Raw genomic sequence first — 14996 nt, forward strand, 5'->3', positions numbered from 1 at the left:
GGTTATTCCCTTTCCAGAATCAATGTAGCCGCGCCATGTCGATGCCCGATCGCGCCTCCGACGCCGGTCGCCAGGGCCAGGGCGCAGTTCGGCACCTGCACGGCGGGGTGGGCTTCGCCGCGCAACTGCCGGACGGCTTCGATGATTTTGGTCATGCCGCCGCGATTGGCCGGGTGGTTGTTGCACAGGCCGCCGCCATCCGTATTGAAAGGCAGGCGGCCTACCCCGGAAATCAGGTTGCCATCCGCAACGAACCGCCCGCCCTCTCCCTTCTTGCAAAAGCCCAGGTCTTCCAGTTGCAGCAGCACCGTGATCGTGAAGCTGTCGTAAATGGACGCATACTGAATATCCGCCGGGGTGACACCGGCTTCCTCAAACGCGCGCGGGCCGGTCCATGCCACACCGGTGTAGCTCAGGTCGATCTGGCCGCCCATCTGATGTTTGCTGGTCTCACCGCTGCCGATGACCTTCACACGCGGACGATTCAACGACTTTGCAATGTCAGGCCGCGCGACAATGATCGCCCCGCCTCCATCGCTGACCACGCACGAATCCAGCCGATGCAGCGGGTCGGACACCATGGGCGAATTGAGCACGTCCTCCACCGTGACGACATTGCGGAGCATGGCATGCGGGTTGTGCTGCGCGTGATGCGACGCGGCCACCTTGATCCACGCCAGTTGTTCGCTGGTGGTGCCGAACTCGTACATATGCCGCATTGCCGCCATCGCATACAGGTTGACGGTGACCGGACCATGGGGCATTTCGAACGGCGAGTCCGGCAGGTTGACACCGCGCACCCGGGCCTGCGTGCCGGAAACGCCTTCAGAATTTGGCCGGCCCGCCAGCGTGATCAAGGCGACGTTGCATTTTCCCGCGGCAATCGCTTCGGCCGCGTGCGCCACGTGAATCAGATAGGAACACCCGCCCATGTCGGTCGACTCGACATGACGCAGCCGGTTCAGGTTCAGGTAATTCACCATCGACCACGGATTGGCGCCAGGGGCATCGCCTGCGCAAAAATAGCCGTCGATGTCGTCCTTGGCCAGCCCGGCGTCCAGCAGCGCGCCGCGCGCGACTTCGGCGTGCAGTTGCGCAACCGAGTGATTCGGAGCCTTGCGCAAAGGGTGCTCATAGGCCCCCACGATATAGGCCTTGTCTTTGATCGTCATCGTCTGTCCTTGCTGCGCATCATGTTCATCGCCCGATCATTCCTTATCCAGGAAACCGATCATGGCCTTGACCTCAAGGTACTCTTCAAGCCCGAACACGCCCATTTCCCGCCCGTTGCCCGACTGCTTGTAGCCACCCATGGGCGCAACGGTATTGGACGGCGCGCCGTTGTAGAAGATGCGCCCGGTGCGGAGTTCTTCGGCCACCGCGCGTGCCTTGCTGGCGTCGGCCGAAAACAGATAGCCACCCAGTCCATAGCAGGTATCGTTCGCGATCTCGATGGCGTCGTCGACATCCCTGTAGGTCAAGACAACCAGCACCGGACCAAAGATTTCTTCCTGGGCGATTGTCATGTCGGGCCGCACGTCAGCAAAGACCGTGGGCTTGATGAAGTAGCCATGCTCGAGCCCCTCCGGCCGGCCCAGCCCGCCGCACACGACGCGCGCCCCTTCTTCGATGCCCTTGGCGATATAAGCCTGCACGCGCTCGAACTGCGCGCGGTTGACTACCGGACCGATGGTCGTGGCCGGGTCGCCCGGGTCTCCGACACGGACCTTGGCGGCCTCGGCCGTGACGAGTTCAAGAAACTGATCGAGCTGGTCTTGCGCCACCAGCATGCGGGTCGGCGAATGGCAGGACTGCCCGGTATTCGAAAATCCCCGCGACACATTGAAGCGGGCTGCCGCCGCCAGATCGCCGTCAGGCAGGATGATGTTGGCCGACTTGCCGCCGAGTTCCTGGCAAACCCGTTTGACCGTCAGCGCCGCGGCTTGCGCCACCATGATTCCCGCCCGGGTCGAGCCAGTGAACGACACCATGTCGATGCCGCGATGCCGCGAAATGGCTTCGCCGACGACCGGACCATCGCCATTGACCAGGTTGAACACGCCCGGCGGAACGCCCGCGGCGTCCATGACCTCGGCCAGCAGCAAGGCACTGACCGGCGTAAATTCGCTTGGTTTGACGACCACCGTGCAACCGGCGGCAAATGCCGACCCGAGCTTCGTGCAAAGCAGCTGCAGCGGCCAGTTCCAGGCCGAGATCAATCCGCATACGCCGATGGGTTCGCGGCGCACGATGTTGTCGCCCATCCGGGTTTCGAATGAATAGTCGCGCAGCGTCAGGACCGCCTGGCGGAAGGCCTGGATGGCGGTGCCGACCTGGCCCTTCAGGCTGCTTGGTGCCCCCATCTCCAACGTGACTGCAGCCATCAGGTCATCCTGACGCTGTTCCATCGCGGACAGGATGCGTTCGAGCATCTCGATCCGCTGCGCGGGGGACGTCTTGCTGAAAGTGCGGAAGGCCTTGCGGGCGGCATTGACGGCCCGGTCGACGTCTTCCTGCGTGCCGAGCGTGACGTCGCCATAAGGCTGTTCGGTGGCGGGATTCACCAATTCGAAAGTGCGGGTGCCTTGCGGCGCTACCCAGGATCCGTCGATATAAAAGCGGTCGTAATGTGTCATGTGTGCCTCGTTAAGCAGAAAGAACGTGCAGGTCGAACAGACGAGCCAGTTCATCGATGTTTGCGTCTTTGCCCAATGTGCCGACGGCGCTTTCGACGGTGCCGCGGACGACGTTCGGGATCACGGCGGGGGTGCCGCAGTCGGCCGCCATCTGGGTAATCAACCGGAGATCTTTCGCCAGAAGTTCCAGGCGAAGCTGCGCGGTGGGTGCGCCCGACCGCAGATTGGGAACGATGCGCGAGAACGCCGCCGTACAGCCCGAACTTTTTTCGATGACGGCGCGCAGCACGTCCAGGTCCAGTCCCAGCTTGACGGCCAGCGACACCGACTCGTAGGTGATGAGGCGGTTGCACGCACCAAGGGCGTTCTTGATCAGCTTGGCGGCGTGGCCATTGCCCGGGCCGCCGAATGCCATGACCTGACTGCCCATGGCGCCGAGCAAGGCCTGGACGGTTGCGAGCGCAGACTGCTCGCCGCCGCACAGACTGAGCAGTGAGCCGTCGGACGCGCCTTTGGGTCCGCCCGCCACCGGGGCATCCACCAATGCGACCCCCAGGGCGGCCAGCTCTGCGGCAAGCGCTCGCGTCAAGGCGGGCGATCCCGTGCTCTGATCCACGATGATCGTTCCGGGCCGCAAGGCCGGGGCCATGCCGCCGTCGCCGAACAGAGTGGCGCGGACTTCGTGCGCGCCCGGCACGCACAGCATGATCACGTCGCACGCGCTGGCCAGCGTTGCCAGATCCGGTGCCGCCTTTGCACCCAATTGCACCAGTGCGTCCACCCGCGCCGGGTCGACGTCGTACACATGCAGTTCGCTGGCGGCGTTCAGGGCCTGACGTGCCAGGGCATGGCCCATGGCGCCCAGGCCGATGTAGCCGATCACTGGCTTCGTCTTGATCAAGGCGCCATGGGCAGCACGCATTGCAGTTAAGCCAGGGGCATCTGCAGGCAACGCATCAACGCCTGATGTTGCCGGTGCGTCGTGCACTACCTCGTGCGATACCTGGTCAGGCGCTTTGTCCGGCGCGCGCAGGGACGTTCCGGCCAGATTCCCGATGACGTCGACCATGTCGTCCAGCCGCGCGTCCGGTCCAACTGTATTCATGCCCATCTGCAACAGGGCGCGGGTCATCGCGGCGATCGGCATGGGCGCATGGGCATCGATGCCCAGGGCGATGGCCTGGTCCACATCCCTAATCATCACGCTCAAGGCGACGTCACTGGACGGCTTGCCCGCAAGCAACGCCGGCAAGGCAACTTCGGAAAACCGGCTGCGGCCCGAACTCTGGTTGATCGCGGTGATCATCGACGCCATCGACAAGCCAGCCTTGCGCCCCATCGCCACCACTTCCAACGTCAGCAGATGGCACGCGGCGCTCATGACATCGTTGACCGCCTTGATGGCCTGACCATCGCCCACTTGGTCACCGAAGATACTCATTTCGGCACTCATTCCTTCGGCAAGCCCAGATCGTTGATCAAGGACGCCGTCTCGGCCACTTCCTTGCGCAGGAAGGTCGAAAATTCCGCAGGCGCCATGAATGCGTTCTCCGTGCCATCGGACTGCAGACGCGCTTCGATCTTGGGATCGCTCAGCGCTTTCTTCAGTGCACCAGACAGTTTGGCCACCACGTCCGGTGGCACGCCGGCCGGTGCGAACAGGCCCAGCCAGTAGTAGTACTTGAAGCCCGGCACGCCTTCGGACGCGACAACCGGCACATTGGGCAAGGCGTTCATCGGCGTGTCGGACGTGACCCCCAGCGCACGCAAACGCCCCCCGCCAATGTTGGAGGCGCTGCTGCCATAGGCATCGATCATGAAGCTGACACGGCCCGCGATCACATCGGGCATCGCGGCGCCATTGCCCTTGTACGGCACATGCATCATTTTGACGCCCGCCTTGCGCAGCAGCATCTCGGCCGCGATGTGCGTGGTGGTGCCGACGCCTGCCGACCCATAGCTGATTTTCTGCGGGTTGGCGCGCGCCGCCGCAATCAGTTCCGGCATCGTCTTGTAGGGCGACGCCGCGCTGGTCACGACAATGGCAGGCGACCGCACCATCGACCCCACAGCCGTAAAGTCTTTCAGGGTGTCGTAGCCCGGGTCATTGCTCAACGCCTGCTGAATCGCAATGGTGCCCCCGGTCGACATCAGCGTATAACCGTCGGGCGCTTCTGCTTTCGTATGACGAATGCCCAGCAAGCCGCCAGCGCCCGTGCGGTTCTCGACAACAACCGGCTGCCCGAGCTCTTCAGCCATGCGCTGCGCAACGATGCGCGTCGACGCATCGCCCCACCCGCCTGCGGCGACGGGCACCACCACGCGTATCGGGCGGGACGGGTAGGTATCCGACGCCGACACCTGCGCGGCGAAGGTCAGTGACAAAGTTGCGAACAGAACCGTTCGCGCTGCGGTAACCACGGTGTGTGTCATGTCTCTTCCTGTTTTTTGTGTGTGGGGTCAGGCCTTGCCGCTGAGCATGCCGATCAATCCGTCGATCGACGGCAGCGTCGTGAGCCTGCGTATCTGGTCGAAGCTCCGGTCGATGGCTTGCGGCAAGACGCCGCCGTGCGGCATGAGCGCGTCATATTTGGTCCGGATGTCGGGCCAGGAAATACCGCGCACTGCAGCGCCTTTGGGTGCCAGGACTGTGTGTTCAAGCAGCCGGCCGTCGGTGGTTTCTATCGTGACGATGGCGCCGCTTTTGTATCGGTGCTTGTCGACCACGTCGTCATCGCTGCGGGTGATGCGGTCGAACAGCGACCGGATGCGGGGATCGTTGATTTTTTCGGGAAAGGCGTGCGTCCATCCGTAATCGTGGTCGGCCGCGCCGGCCGCCGCAAAGTAGAACGGGCTGTGCTCGATGCCGATCAGATCGGCCGGGTGCTTCGGGCCCGGGAACGGGTAATCGGGCAGGGTGAACGTGATGTGGCGGATGTCATCCACAGTCAGCCGCCCTTCTCGTGCGGCACTGGCCGCGGCTTCGGCCACGGCGTGGAAAGGCGAGCCGCCCGGTACCAGCTTGATGCCCAGTTCGGTGAGGATGTTCCACTTGCTGCCCAGTTGCCCGGCCAGCCCGCTGGCGTCGGCACCGCCGCCCAAGGTTTCGAAAAAACCTCGCTTCATTTCAAAGGTGGCGAGCTCTGCCTGGTAGCCCCGCGCCGCCGCCTGCGCAGCATGAACGCCCATCATGGCTGCATTGCCCGCATGGTATTCGCGCGCCAGGCTGGTGGCAGCAGCCGCGTGCAGGCCGCCCATCGACGTGGCAGCCAGGGCCAGCGCGTGGGCAGCGGCGTCACGATCGAGCTTGAGCAGGCAGGCAGCGGCCGCCGCCGCTGCAAAGGTCGCGACCACACACCCATGAAAGCCCTTGCGCTGCAGTCCACCCAGCATGGCCGTATTGATCGTACCGGCCACTTCATACCCGAACACGATCGCTTCGACGATCTCGCTGCCCGTGGCCCGCTGGTGCTGGCCTACAGCAAGCGCCGCCGCGCAGGCGGGGGTGCCGCTGTGCACGATGTTGCGCAAGTCGCTGTCATCGGAGGCGGCCGCGTCGCTCATCAGTGCATTGATGCGGGCGGCCGCCACCGCGGGAAGGCGGTCCCAGTTGCCGAACCATGCGGCTGCCTGAGCATGACCGCCGCGGTCCACTTCCAGTTGCCGCACGATCTGGCTTGAGGTCAGGGTCGACCCGAGTGCCGCACTGGCAAGCGTGCTTGCCACCAGCATCTGGCCGTATTCGACGGCTTGGGGCGGCATGTCGCCGATCCGCGCCTCGTTCAGGAAAGCGCCCATTGATTGGGCAAGCGTCGGCCCCTGGGTCATCGTCTTCTGCATCATCACTCCACGCGAATGTCGGCTTGTTTGATCACCTCGCCCCACCGCGCCGTTTCCTGCGCAAGGAACTGGCCGAAGGCCTGCGGCGAGGACGGCTTGGGCGTCAAGGCGACCCGGTCGAGCTGATCGATCACTTGTGGCTTGGCAAGGATCTCGGCAACACGGGTATTGAGGGTTGCAACCTGGTCCGGCGCCATGCCTGCGGGGGCAACCAGTCCTTGCCACGACGTCAATGCCAGGGCCACGCCCGTGGATTCCTGGATCGTTGGCACGTCGGGCATCTTGGCGACCCGCTTGTCGCCGGTGACACCCAGGATCCTGAGCTTGCCCGCCTCCATCCCGCTCAATGCGCCCGGCAGCGTCAGCATCGCAGCGTCCACCTGCGCGCCCATCAGCGCGGTCGTCACTGCGCCGGCCGACATGAACGGCACATGCACCAGGTCGACTTTCAGCTGTGACTTGAGCAGCTCCATTCCCAGATGATTGCCCTGGCCAATGCCCGACGAGCCGTAGTTCAGTCGCCCCGGACGCGCCTTTGCGTCGGCCACCAAGTCCTTCATGGTCCGGTAACGCGACCCGGACGGAACGGCCACGGCAAATGCGGCCTCGGCCAGGCTCGAGTCCAGGTTGCCGCCCGGCGCCGAGGCAACGACGATACGGGTGGGCGCCTGCGAAGGGTCCGCCACGGCGGTCGTACAGACGCCACCCAGCAAGCCGCCCAGAATGGGGACTATCAGGCACGCGAATCTCAGGGGTGCAATCACGTCTGTCTCCTTGTGTTTTAAGCCGGGTGCGTGTGCCTGCTCTGGCGAGACGCCCACTGCCTTTGACGCCGACTCTAAAGCGTTCAGAACCCGAAGTCAATTTTTTAGGAACCGGTTCCGATCAGTGAAACCATATAAAACTAAAGCTTCCGGCTTGCCTGGACCAGAGTTTCATTTAACGGAACCAATACTATTGAATGAAACTACGGTGATAAGCTTCGCCAACACCAGAAGCCAATCCAGGCAGGAGACCATGACCATGCATTCGACGACACTGACCGCCCTGTTCGGCGCCACCTTCTGTATCGCCGCGACAGGCGCGCAGGCCGCTCAGGCAGACAGCTTTCCGAACCGCCCCATCCGCATGATCGTGGCCTTCAGCGCCGGCGGCTCGACCGACACGGTCGCCCGGTACTACGCGGTGAAACTGGGCGAAGTGTTGAAGACCAACGTGATCGTGGAAAATCGCCCGGGCGCCGCGCAGATGATCGGCATCAACGCCACCCTTAACGCCCCGGCCGACGGGTACACCATCTACCTGGGAACCGGCAGTTCGCTCTCTCAGAATCCGGGTGTGCGGACCAACCTGCCGTACGATCCACTCAAGAACTTCACGTTGCTTGGCCTGGTCGCCACGACGCCGGGCGTTATCGTCGTTACGCCTGCTCTGCCCGTGCAGACCTTCTCGGAATTGATCACCTACGCAAAGGCCAACCCCGGCAAACTGAACTACGGGTCATCCGGCCTGGGGTCGGCCAGCCACCTGCAGGCCGAATACTTCCTGAGCCTGACGGGCGTGCAAGCCACCCACATTCCCTTCAAGGCCGATGCCGAGATCATGACGGCCATGTCGGGCAACCTTGTGCACCTGGGCATCGCGCCCATTCAGGGCGCCGTCGGAGCCATCCGGACCGGCAAGGTGCGTCCCCTGGCCATCACGAGCGCCACGCGGATTGCGTCCCTGCCTGACACGCCGTCGGTGAGTGAACTGGGCTTCAAGGAATTGCAGGCAATCGACCCCTACACGTATTACGGACTGGTCGGACCGAGCGGTATTCCGGACGCGGTGGTGACCAAGATCAACGCTGCCATCAACACGGTCTCGGCCATGCCGCAGACCAAGGAATTGATGGGACAGAACTATTTCTACCCAAGCACCAGTACGCCTGAATCGTTCCGCAACTACATCGCGCAAGACATCGCCAAGTGGCGCAGCTTCAGCTCGAAGATCAAGCTGGATTGAACGCGGGCGGAAGAAAGGGGCGGCCTGTCGGCCCCTCCTTTGACCCGCCCCACCGCGTGCCAGGGCCGCCTTCTACTTCGCCAGCCCCAGGCTGCCGACCATGGCCTTGGCCTTGGCGACTTCATCGACCAGATACGTGTTGAACTGCGTTGGCGACATCACATTCGTTTCCAGCCCATCTTCGCGGAAACGCGCTTCGATCTCCGGACTGGCCAACGATGCACGCAGCGATTCCGAGAGTCTGTCGATCGCGTCCTTGGGCGTACCCGCCGGCGCCACCAGGCACAGCCAGGTGTAGTAGCTGTAGTTCGGCGCGCCCTGTTCGGCGAAAGTGGGAACGTCGGGCAGGGACGCGAAACGGCTGGACGACGTGACACCCAACGCGCGCAACTGCCCTGCCTTCACCTTGGCACTGCTGCTCCCGTACGCTTCAAGGATCAGGTCGACGCGGCCGCTCATGACGTCCGCCATTGCCGGGCCATTGCCTTTGTAGGGCACATGCAGCAACTGGACACCGGCCTGCTGGAAGAATTGTGCGGCGGCCAGATGCGGCGCCGTGCCGACTCCGGCCGACGCGTAGCTGAGCTTGTTCGGATTGGTCTTGGCACGGGCCAGCAGCTGGGCCATGGATTTGTCGTTGCTATCGCCCGCCACGACCATCAGAAACGGCGATCGCCCGATCAGGCCGATGCCCGAGAAATCCTTGGCGACGTCATACCCGGCGTCGTCCTTGATCGCTGGCTGGATGGCGATGGTGCCTGCCGTGGCCAGAATCGTGTAGCCATCGGGCGGCGCTGTCTTGACGCTGCGAATGCCGATCAGCCCATCGCCACCCGCCCGGTTTTCGACCACCACGGTCTGTTTCAGGTGCTCGCCCATCTTCTGCGCGACCAGCCGTGTCGTCACGTCCGTCAAGCCGCCAGGCGCCGTGTTGACCACCACCCGGATCGGGCGCGAAGGAAAGGGTTCGGCTGCGGCTGCGCTGTTGATGCTGGCAAATGCCAGCGCGACGGCACAGGCGCCATACCGGACGCCCTGCTTATAGGGGTTGTTCATGTTTTGTCTCCTGCGTGTTTTTATGTGTGTTGGTCGATGTGCCGGTGCGGCGGACTATCTGGCTGGCGACTCGACCACCGCCCGGACGGCGTTGGCGACGAAAGTCGGGGCACCGGCGATCAGGGCGAGGCGGGCCGCGCGGAGTAATGCATCGCCCCACGCAGGATCACGCGGCTGGCGTCCGCCCGCCGTCCAGGCTGGCAACAAGCGTTGCGACTGCGCGCTCCAGCCCGAGCTCTTGTCGAGCACCTCGGCCAGGACGGGCAATTCGAGTCCATACGCGACGCCGACCGCCACGCACTCTTCGGTTATCGCAAGGCAAAGTGCCGACACGGCGTCGTCGATGGTTTTAGCCACGTCGGGGGTGCCGATCCCATCGAACCTGATCCGGGTTCCCTCCGCGGTGTCGTCGCTTCCGGCCAGGCGCGTGCCCGCCATCGATTCAATCAGTCCCACCATGTCTTCGAGCTGCGCCGTCTTTCCAAGCGTGTTCACACCGACCTGCAACAGGCTGCGCACCGCCGCTGTCACGGGCATGGGCGCGCCCGTATCGAAGCCCAATGCAACGGCTTGATCGACGTCCTTCAACTGCAATGCCAGGGAAAAATTGGTGGACGCCTTGCCCTCCACCAACGCGGGCAGCATCTTCACCGTCGTCTGATTGCGCGCCGCGCCTTGGTTCAGGAGGTCAGACATGGCCGCAAGCGACAGGCCGGCGCGACGGCCCAATGCGACAATTTCCAGCGTGCCCAGGCGCACCCCCGCGTTCATGGCGTTGTTCACGGTCTTCATGGCCTGCCCGTCACCCACGCGCAGTCCGCAGCGATAGATGGTGCTCGTCACTGTCCGCAGCACCGGCAGCGCCCGTTCGAACACCTCGTCGGACCCACCCACCATCAATACGGCGCCACCCTGCGCAACGATGTGCGGACTGGCTGACACGGCCGCGTCCAGCATTGCGACGCCATGCCGTGCCAGTTCGTCGGCCATGGCGCGCGTGTCGCTGGCAATACCGCTGGTCTGGTCAATGACGAGTTTGCCGGCGGACAAGCCCTCCGCCAACCCACCCTGACCGAACAACACCTGCCGCACGTCGGAGCTGCGCGGCAGGCAGAGCAGCACCACGTCGGCGTCGGCAGCCAGTGCTGCGGCCGACGGGGCGACACGGGCGCCGTCCTTGCGCAATGCCTCGCTTGCCGGCGCATGGGCGTCCCACACGACCAGGTCGTGGTCCCGCAAAAAGGTGCGTGCCAGCTGGCTGCCCAGGGCACCGAGCCCGATGTATCCGATTTTCATGGTGATGCGTCTCCTGATCGTTGTGGTGGCCCGTCGACCTCGTCGAGGCCAGGGCAACATGCCCGGCGCGAAGGTCGCGGACGCGTTATCCAACGTCGGCCGATGCTAGCACGTCGATTCTTTCTGGTGACACTAGTTCCATTCAATGGAACCATCATGATTGTTGCGATCCCTTGCGGACGCAACACCGGCATTGTTGATAACACTGACGCCATGACCCACCCCGGATACAGCAATGGACTGCTGCAGATCGAGCAGCAATCCCACCGCGACCCGAGGGTAACTCCCCTCGCCCATCCGGCGCAGCCCGCTTGACACGCCCACGCCCCACTCCTAATCTCTATTAGAGAGCTAAGTAAATTATCAGATGCCGGCAGTACCGCACGCACGCGACTCGATCGCGGCGGCACATAAAGAAAACGATCAGGAGACACGGCAATGAAACCCATCAGCATGCTGGCCTGTGCGCTGGCGGCCGTCGCGTGCGCGTGCGCAAGTGGCGCCGCCCAGGCACAGAGCCGCCCCACCTACGTCACCAGCGGCAGCGTCAAGGCCCTGTACTACACGCCCGACGCCAACCCGAATCCGAAAGTCGCCTTCCTGATCGTTCACCGCACCGCCAATTACCTCAGTCACATCGGATGCGGCGAGTTGTCCAAGCGTGGGTATGCGGTGTTCTGCATGAACACGCGTTATGAGAACAACGAGTTCCAGATCGACTGGGACCGCATCGCGCTTGACGTGAAGGTCGGCGTCGAGTACCTGCGCAAACAGCCGGGGATCGAGAAGGTCATCCTGTTTGGCCACAGCGGTGGCGGGCCTACCTTGAGTTTCTATCAGGCGGTCGCCGAGAAAGGCATTGGCTTCTGCCAGGACGCGCGCAAGATCGTTCCTTGCAATAACGATCTGGCGAACCTGCCACCGGCGGACGGCCTGATCCTTGCGGATGCGCATCCGGGTGTCCCCGTTATCCTTTTGCGCAGTCTGAATGGTTCGGTCCTGCGCGAGACCCCGGGCACGTTCGATCCGGCGCTGGATCTCTACAGCCCAGCCAATGGCTACAACCCGGCGGGTGCTTCCACCTACTCACCTGATTTCCAGGCGCGCTATTTCGCGGCCCAGTCGCGCCGGATGAACGCGTTGATCGCCGATGCCGATCGGCGCACGAAAGATATCGCCGCCGGCAAGGGCCCCTACCCCGACAACGATCAGTTCGCGATACCGCATGGCGGCAATCCGGGAGCCGGGCCAGGCGGCGCGTCGCAGCTGCATAGTCTCGATCCGCAGATCGCTCTTCGCAAGACCCAGCGCCCACAAAAACTGCTCCGCAACGATGGCTCGATTGATCGCCAACTGGTGACGACGGTCAGTCCGGTCGAGCCCGACACCCTCGCATCGACGATGTCGTTCAACCGCGGCACCAAGCAGTTGTCGTTGCGCTCGTTCCTGTCGACGCAAGCCGTGCGGTCGACCAACTCCCTTGACGGAATCGACCACTGTTCGAGCAACAATTCGACGATCTGTGCGGTGGGTGCGATCTCGGTGCCAACGCTGGTCATGGGCATGGGCGGCTATCTCTTCATTCGCGACTCCGAAGAGGAGTTCGACGCATCGGCGGCCAAGGACAAGGATCTGGTGTTCATCGAAGGCGCGACGCATGGCTTCACACCCTGCGCGAACTGCATGAACACGGGCGGCGCGGCTGCGTATTCGAACAGCGTGAAGAATCTGTTCGATTACGTCGACGGCTGGGCATCGCCGCGATATCGCGCGGACACGAGCCCTGTCGTGTCAGGCGGCGGGAGCCTGTCGCTTGGCGCACTGGCCGTGATGTTGGGCCTGGCTGCCATGGCCGCTGTCGCGCGGTGGCGCGGCCTGGCCAGCCGGCTGTCCGGGCCGCGCCGCCGCAGCTGAACCCACGCGCTCAGCCGTCTTTTTCTCTTCTGCGCCCGCGCACCGTGATCGCTGCGGCGGGCCCTTACACCACTGGAATTGCCATGCCCTCCACGCTTCGACTGGCCGTCGCTGGCTTGCTCGCCTTGGCTTTCGCCCTGCCCGCAGCGGCCCAGGATGCCGCTCAGGCATGGCCGAAAAAAACGATCCGCCTGATCGTGCCGTTCACTCCTGGCGGAAGCAACGACGTACTTGCGCGCGTCCTGAGCCAGCACCTGGGCAAGGCGTGGAACCAGACTGTCGTGGTCGAAAACAAGCCCGGCGCGGCCGGCAATATCGGCGCGGAATTCGTGGCGCGCGCCCCGGCGGACGGCTATACCTTGTTAATTGCCGCCAACAACGTGTTGTCGGTGAACCCGGCCTTGTACCGGCTCGGCTTCGACCCGGCCAAGGACTTTGCGCCGGTCAGTTTACTTGGCACGGTGCCTATCGTTCTGGTCGTGAATCCCGACCTGCCCGTCAAGGATCTGGCGCAGCTGGTCAGCTACGCCAAGGCAAACCCGGCCAGGCTGAACTATGCGTCGTCGGGCACCGGGTCGCCGCAACATCTATCGGCCGAATTGTTCAACAAGCTGGCGGGCGTGCGCATGACGCATGTGCCCTACAAAGGCGCGGCACCGGCCATTGCCGATGTGTCGGCGGGTCAGGTCCAGGTGTTGTTCGGGCCGATCAATTCCGTGCTGCCCCACATCAAATCCGGCAAGTTGCGGGCGCTTGCCGTGGCAGGCGAGTCGCGCACGCTGCTGCTGCCTGACGTGCCGACGATTGCCCAGGCTGGCTATCCGGCCTACCGCAGCGATATCTGGATCGGCCTGGTCGCGCCTGCGGGTACGCCGCCCGATGTCGTGCGGCAGATCAACGCCGAGACGCGTACCACGCTGGCTGACCCTGCCGTGATCGAGACGTTGGCGCAGCAAGGCATCGAAGCCAAGGCCAGCACCCCGGATACGCTGGGCGCGCTGGCGGCAAGCGACCTGACCCGCTGGACGGACGTCATCAAGTCGTCCGGGATCGTCGCCGATCAGCAGCCCTGACGGCGGCTGCGGCAAGGATGCCGCCGCAAGGATGACGCCGCACAGCCCCCCCCTTTTCATCCCAACCCTTCGCCGCGCCTGATGCGCGCCGATCCACTTCTGGAGCTACCCATGACCCTGTCCTGCCCGCAGTCCGTGCTGCGTCCCTTGACCCTGGCACTCGTGTTGTCGGGCGGCGCTTTCGCCATCGCCCCAGGCCCGGCATCTGCCGCCGATGACAGCGCCGGCTACCCGAACCGCACCATCCGGTTCGTCGTCCCCTACGCCCCCGGCGGCCTGCCCGACACCGTTGCCCGCGTGGTGGCGCAGCGCCTGACCGAACACATGGGCCAGAGTGTCGTCGTCGAGAACAAGCCGGGCGCCAACGGCGTGATTGCCGCCCAGACGCTGACCAGCGCCCCGCGCGATGGCTATACCTTCCTGGTCACCGACGGGTCGATGATGTCGATCAACCCGGCCATCTACAAGAACCTGGCCTACGACCCGAACAAGGACTTCGTGCCGGTGTCGCTGGTGGCCACGTCGCCCCTTTTCCTGGCGGCCAATACCGAATTGAAGGTCAACACGCTGCAGGAATTCGTTACGCTGGCCAAAAGCAAACCGGGTCAGATCAACTATGGATCGTCCGGCATCGGCAGCAGCCATCACCTGACCATGGAGGCCATGAAGGCGGCCTTGAATCTGCAGATCAGCCATGTGCCGTTCCGGGGATCGGGCCAGTCGGTGCCCGCGCTGGTCGGCAATCAGGTGGGGGTGGTGTTCGCCGCCCTACCCTCGCTGTCGGGCTTTGCCGAGAATGGCAAGGTCAAGATACTGGCGACCAATTCGGCGTCGCGCTCGGCGCTGGCGCCCGACATTCCGGCCATCTCGGAGATCATTCCGGGCTTCAATTTTGCCGTCACGGTAGGTGTGCTGGCCGCGACGGGCACGCCGTCGTATGCGGTGACGCGGATCAATGCCGAAGTCACGCGTGCGCTCAAGACACCCGAAGTGATCAAGCAGCTGAATACGCTGGGCATCGAGCCGGTCGGCGGGCCTGCCGATCGTTACGCCGCGGCCATTGCGGAGGAAGGCAAGCGTTATGAAGGCGCGATCAAGGCGGCGGGCATCAAGGCCGAGTAGGCAAGTGGACAAACCTTCGGTCGTCCCCTACACTCCAATTTAATTAGATATC

At 63.9% G+C, this 14996-nt stretch carries 13 protein-coding genes; 5 read left to right on the forward strand and 8 right to left on the reverse strand.

The features are described from left to right. Window positions 1–2 precede the first annotated feature (2 nt). From HD883_RS07765 to HD883_RS07790, 6 genes are read right to left on the reverse strand one after another with little or no spacing between them, the layout of a single operon-like run. A complete protein-coding gene (locus tag HD883_RS07765; protein ID WP_179586720.1) occupies window positions 3–1172 on the reverse strand; it encodes a thiolase domain-containing protein in 1170 nt (389 codons plus the stop codon). A gap of 36 nt (window positions 1173–1208) precedes the next feature. Beyond that, on the reverse strand, window positions 1209–2636 hold the full coding sequence (locus HD883_RS07770; RefSeq protein WP_179586717.1) for an aldehyde dehydrogenase family protein: 1428 nt from the start codon (window positions 2634–2636) through the stop codon (window positions 1209–1211). Window positions 2637–2646: 10 nt separating this feature from the next. Beyond that, the gene (locus HD883_RS07775) at window positions 2647–4077 is read right to left on the reverse strand and encodes an NAD-binding protein (protein ID WP_179586715.1); all 1431 of its coding nucleotides are present in this window, start codon (window positions 4075–4077) and stop codon (window positions 2647–2649) included. A gap of 8 nt (window positions 4078–4085) precedes the next feature. Then, a complete protein-coding gene (locus HD883_RS07780; RefSeq protein ID WP_179586713.1) occupies window positions 4086–5069 on the reverse strand; it encodes a Bug family tripartite tricarboxylate transporter substrate binding protein in 984 nt (327 codons plus the stop codon). Window positions 5070–5096: 27 nt separating this feature from the next. After that, window positions 5097–6476 (reverse strand): MmgE/PrpD family protein, encoded by a 1380-nt coding sequence (locus HD883_RS07785; RefSeq protein ID WP_179586711.1) that lies wholly within the window; start codon window positions 6474–6476, stop codon window positions 5097–5099. A gap of 2 nt (window positions 6477–6478) precedes the next feature. Continuing rightward, on the reverse strand, window positions 6479–7240 hold the full coding sequence (locus HD883_RS07790) for a Bug family tripartite tricarboxylate transporter substrate binding protein (RefSeq protein WP_179586709.1): 762 nt from the start codon (window positions 7238–7240) through the stop codon (window positions 6479–6481). 259 nt (window positions 7241–7499) lie between these two features. On the opposite strand from HD883_RS07790, the gene HD883_RS07795 reads away from it, so the two are divergent. Continuing rightward, window positions 7500–8483: a Bug family tripartite tricarboxylate transporter substrate binding protein gene (locus tag HD883_RS07795; protein WP_179586707.1), complete on the forward strand. Its 984-nt coding sequence runs from the start codon at window positions 7500–7502 to the stop codon at window positions 8481–8483. A gap of 72 nt (window positions 8484–8555) precedes the next feature. Here the strand turns inward: HD883_RS07795 and HD883_RS07800 are convergent, their stop codons facing one another. Continuing rightward, window positions 8556–9539, reverse strand: a complete 984-nt coding sequence (locus HD883_RS07800) for a Bug family tripartite tricarboxylate transporter substrate binding protein (RefSeq protein ID WP_179586705.1) — start codon at window positions 9537–9539, stop codon at window positions 8556–8558. A 54-nt stretch (window positions 9540–9593) separates the two neighbouring features. After that, window positions 9594–10895, reverse strand: a complete 1302-nt coding sequence (locus HD883_RS07805; RefSeq protein ID WP_179586703.1) for an NAD(P)-binding domain-containing protein — start codon at window positions 10893–10895, stop codon at window positions 9594–9596. Window positions 10896–10991: 96 nt separating this feature from the next. Between HD883_RS07805 and HD883_RS07810 the strand changes: the two genes are divergently transcribed. The 4 genes from HD883_RS07810 to HD883_RS07825 all read left to right on the forward strand — a co-directional run bounded on the left by HD883_RS07810 (window position 10992) and on the right by HD883_RS07825 (window position 14944). Then, window positions 10992–11150 (forward strand): hypothetical protein, encoded by a 159-nt coding sequence (locus tag HD883_RS07810; protein ID WP_179586701.1) that lies wholly within the window; start codon window positions 10992–10994, stop codon window positions 11148–11150. Window positions 11151–11273: 123 nt separating this feature from the next. Next, entirely contained in the window at window positions 11274–12749 is a 1476-nt protein-coding gene (locus HD883_RS07815; RefSeq protein ID WP_179586699.1) for an alpha/beta hydrolase, read from the forward strand. Between the two features lie 83 nt (window positions 12750–12832). Next, a complete protein-coding gene (locus HD883_RS07820; RefSeq protein ID WP_179586697.1) occupies window positions 12833–13822 on the forward strand; it encodes a Bug family tripartite tricarboxylate transporter substrate binding protein in 990 nt (329 codons plus the stop codon). Between the two features lie 111 nt (window positions 13823–13933). Next, on the forward strand, window positions 13934–14944 hold the full coding sequence (locus tag HD883_RS07825) for a Bug family tripartite tricarboxylate transporter substrate binding protein (RefSeq protein WP_179586695.1): 1011 nt from the start codon (window positions 13934–13936) through the stop codon (window positions 14942–14944). The last annotated feature ends 52 nt before the right edge of the window (window positions 14945–14996 follow it).

Origin of the sequence: Pigmentiphaga litoralis (assembly GCF_013408655.1) — a bacterium.
GTDB lineage: Bacteria > Pseudomonadota > Gammaproteobacteria > Burkholderiales > Burkholderiaceae_B > Pigmentiphaga > Pigmentiphaga litoralis_A.

Bases quoted from the DNA above. Each gene is read 5' to 3' on its own strand.
- HD883_RS07810 (WP_179586701.1), top strand. From the start codon at position 10,992: ATGATTGTTGCGATCCCTTGCGGACGCAACACCGGCATTGTTGATAAC.
- HD883_RS07765 (WP_179586720.1), bottom strand. From the start codon at position 1,172: ATGACGATCAAAGACAAGGCCTATATCGTGGGGGCCTATGAGCACCCT.
- HD883_RS07815 (WP_179586699.1), top strand. From the start codon at position 11,274: ATGAAACCCATCAGCATGCTGGCCTGTGCGCTGGCGGCCGTCGCGTGC.
- HD883_RS07775 (WP_179586715.1), bottom strand. From the start codon at position 4,077: ATGAGTATCTTCGGTGACCAAGTGGGCGATGGTCAGGCCATCAAGGCG.
- HD883_RS07785 (WP_179586711.1), bottom strand. From the start codon at position 6,476: ATGCAGAAGACGATGACCCAGGGGCCGACGCTTGCCCAATCAATGGGC.
- HD883_RS07800 (WP_179586705.1), bottom strand. From the start codon at position 9,539: ATGAACAACCCCTATAAGCAGGGCGTCCGGTATGGCGCCTGTGCCGTC.
- HD883_RS07805 (WP_179586703.1), bottom strand. From the start codon at position 10,895: ATGTTGCCCTGGCCTCGACGAGGTCGACGGGCCACCACAACGATCAGG.
- HD883_RS07770 (WP_179586717.1), bottom strand. From the start codon at position 2,636: ATGACACATTACGACCGCTTTTATATCGACGGATCCTGGGTAGCGCCG.
- HD883_RS07820 (WP_179586697.1), top strand. From the start codon at position 12,833: ATGCCCTCCACGCTTCGACTGGCCGTCGCTGGCTTGCTCGCCTTGGCT.
- HD883_RS07795 (WP_179586707.1), top strand. From the start codon at position 7,500: ATGCATTCGACGACACTGACCGCCCTGTTCGGCGCCACCTTCTGTATC.
- HD883_RS07825 (WP_179586695.1), top strand. From the start codon at position 13,934: ATGACCCTGTCCTGCCCGCAGTCCGTGCTGCGTCCCTTGACCCTGGCA.
- HD883_RS07780 (WP_179586713.1), bottom strand. From the start codon at position 5,069: ATGACACACACCGTGGTTACCGCAGCGCGAACGGTTCTGTTCGCAACT.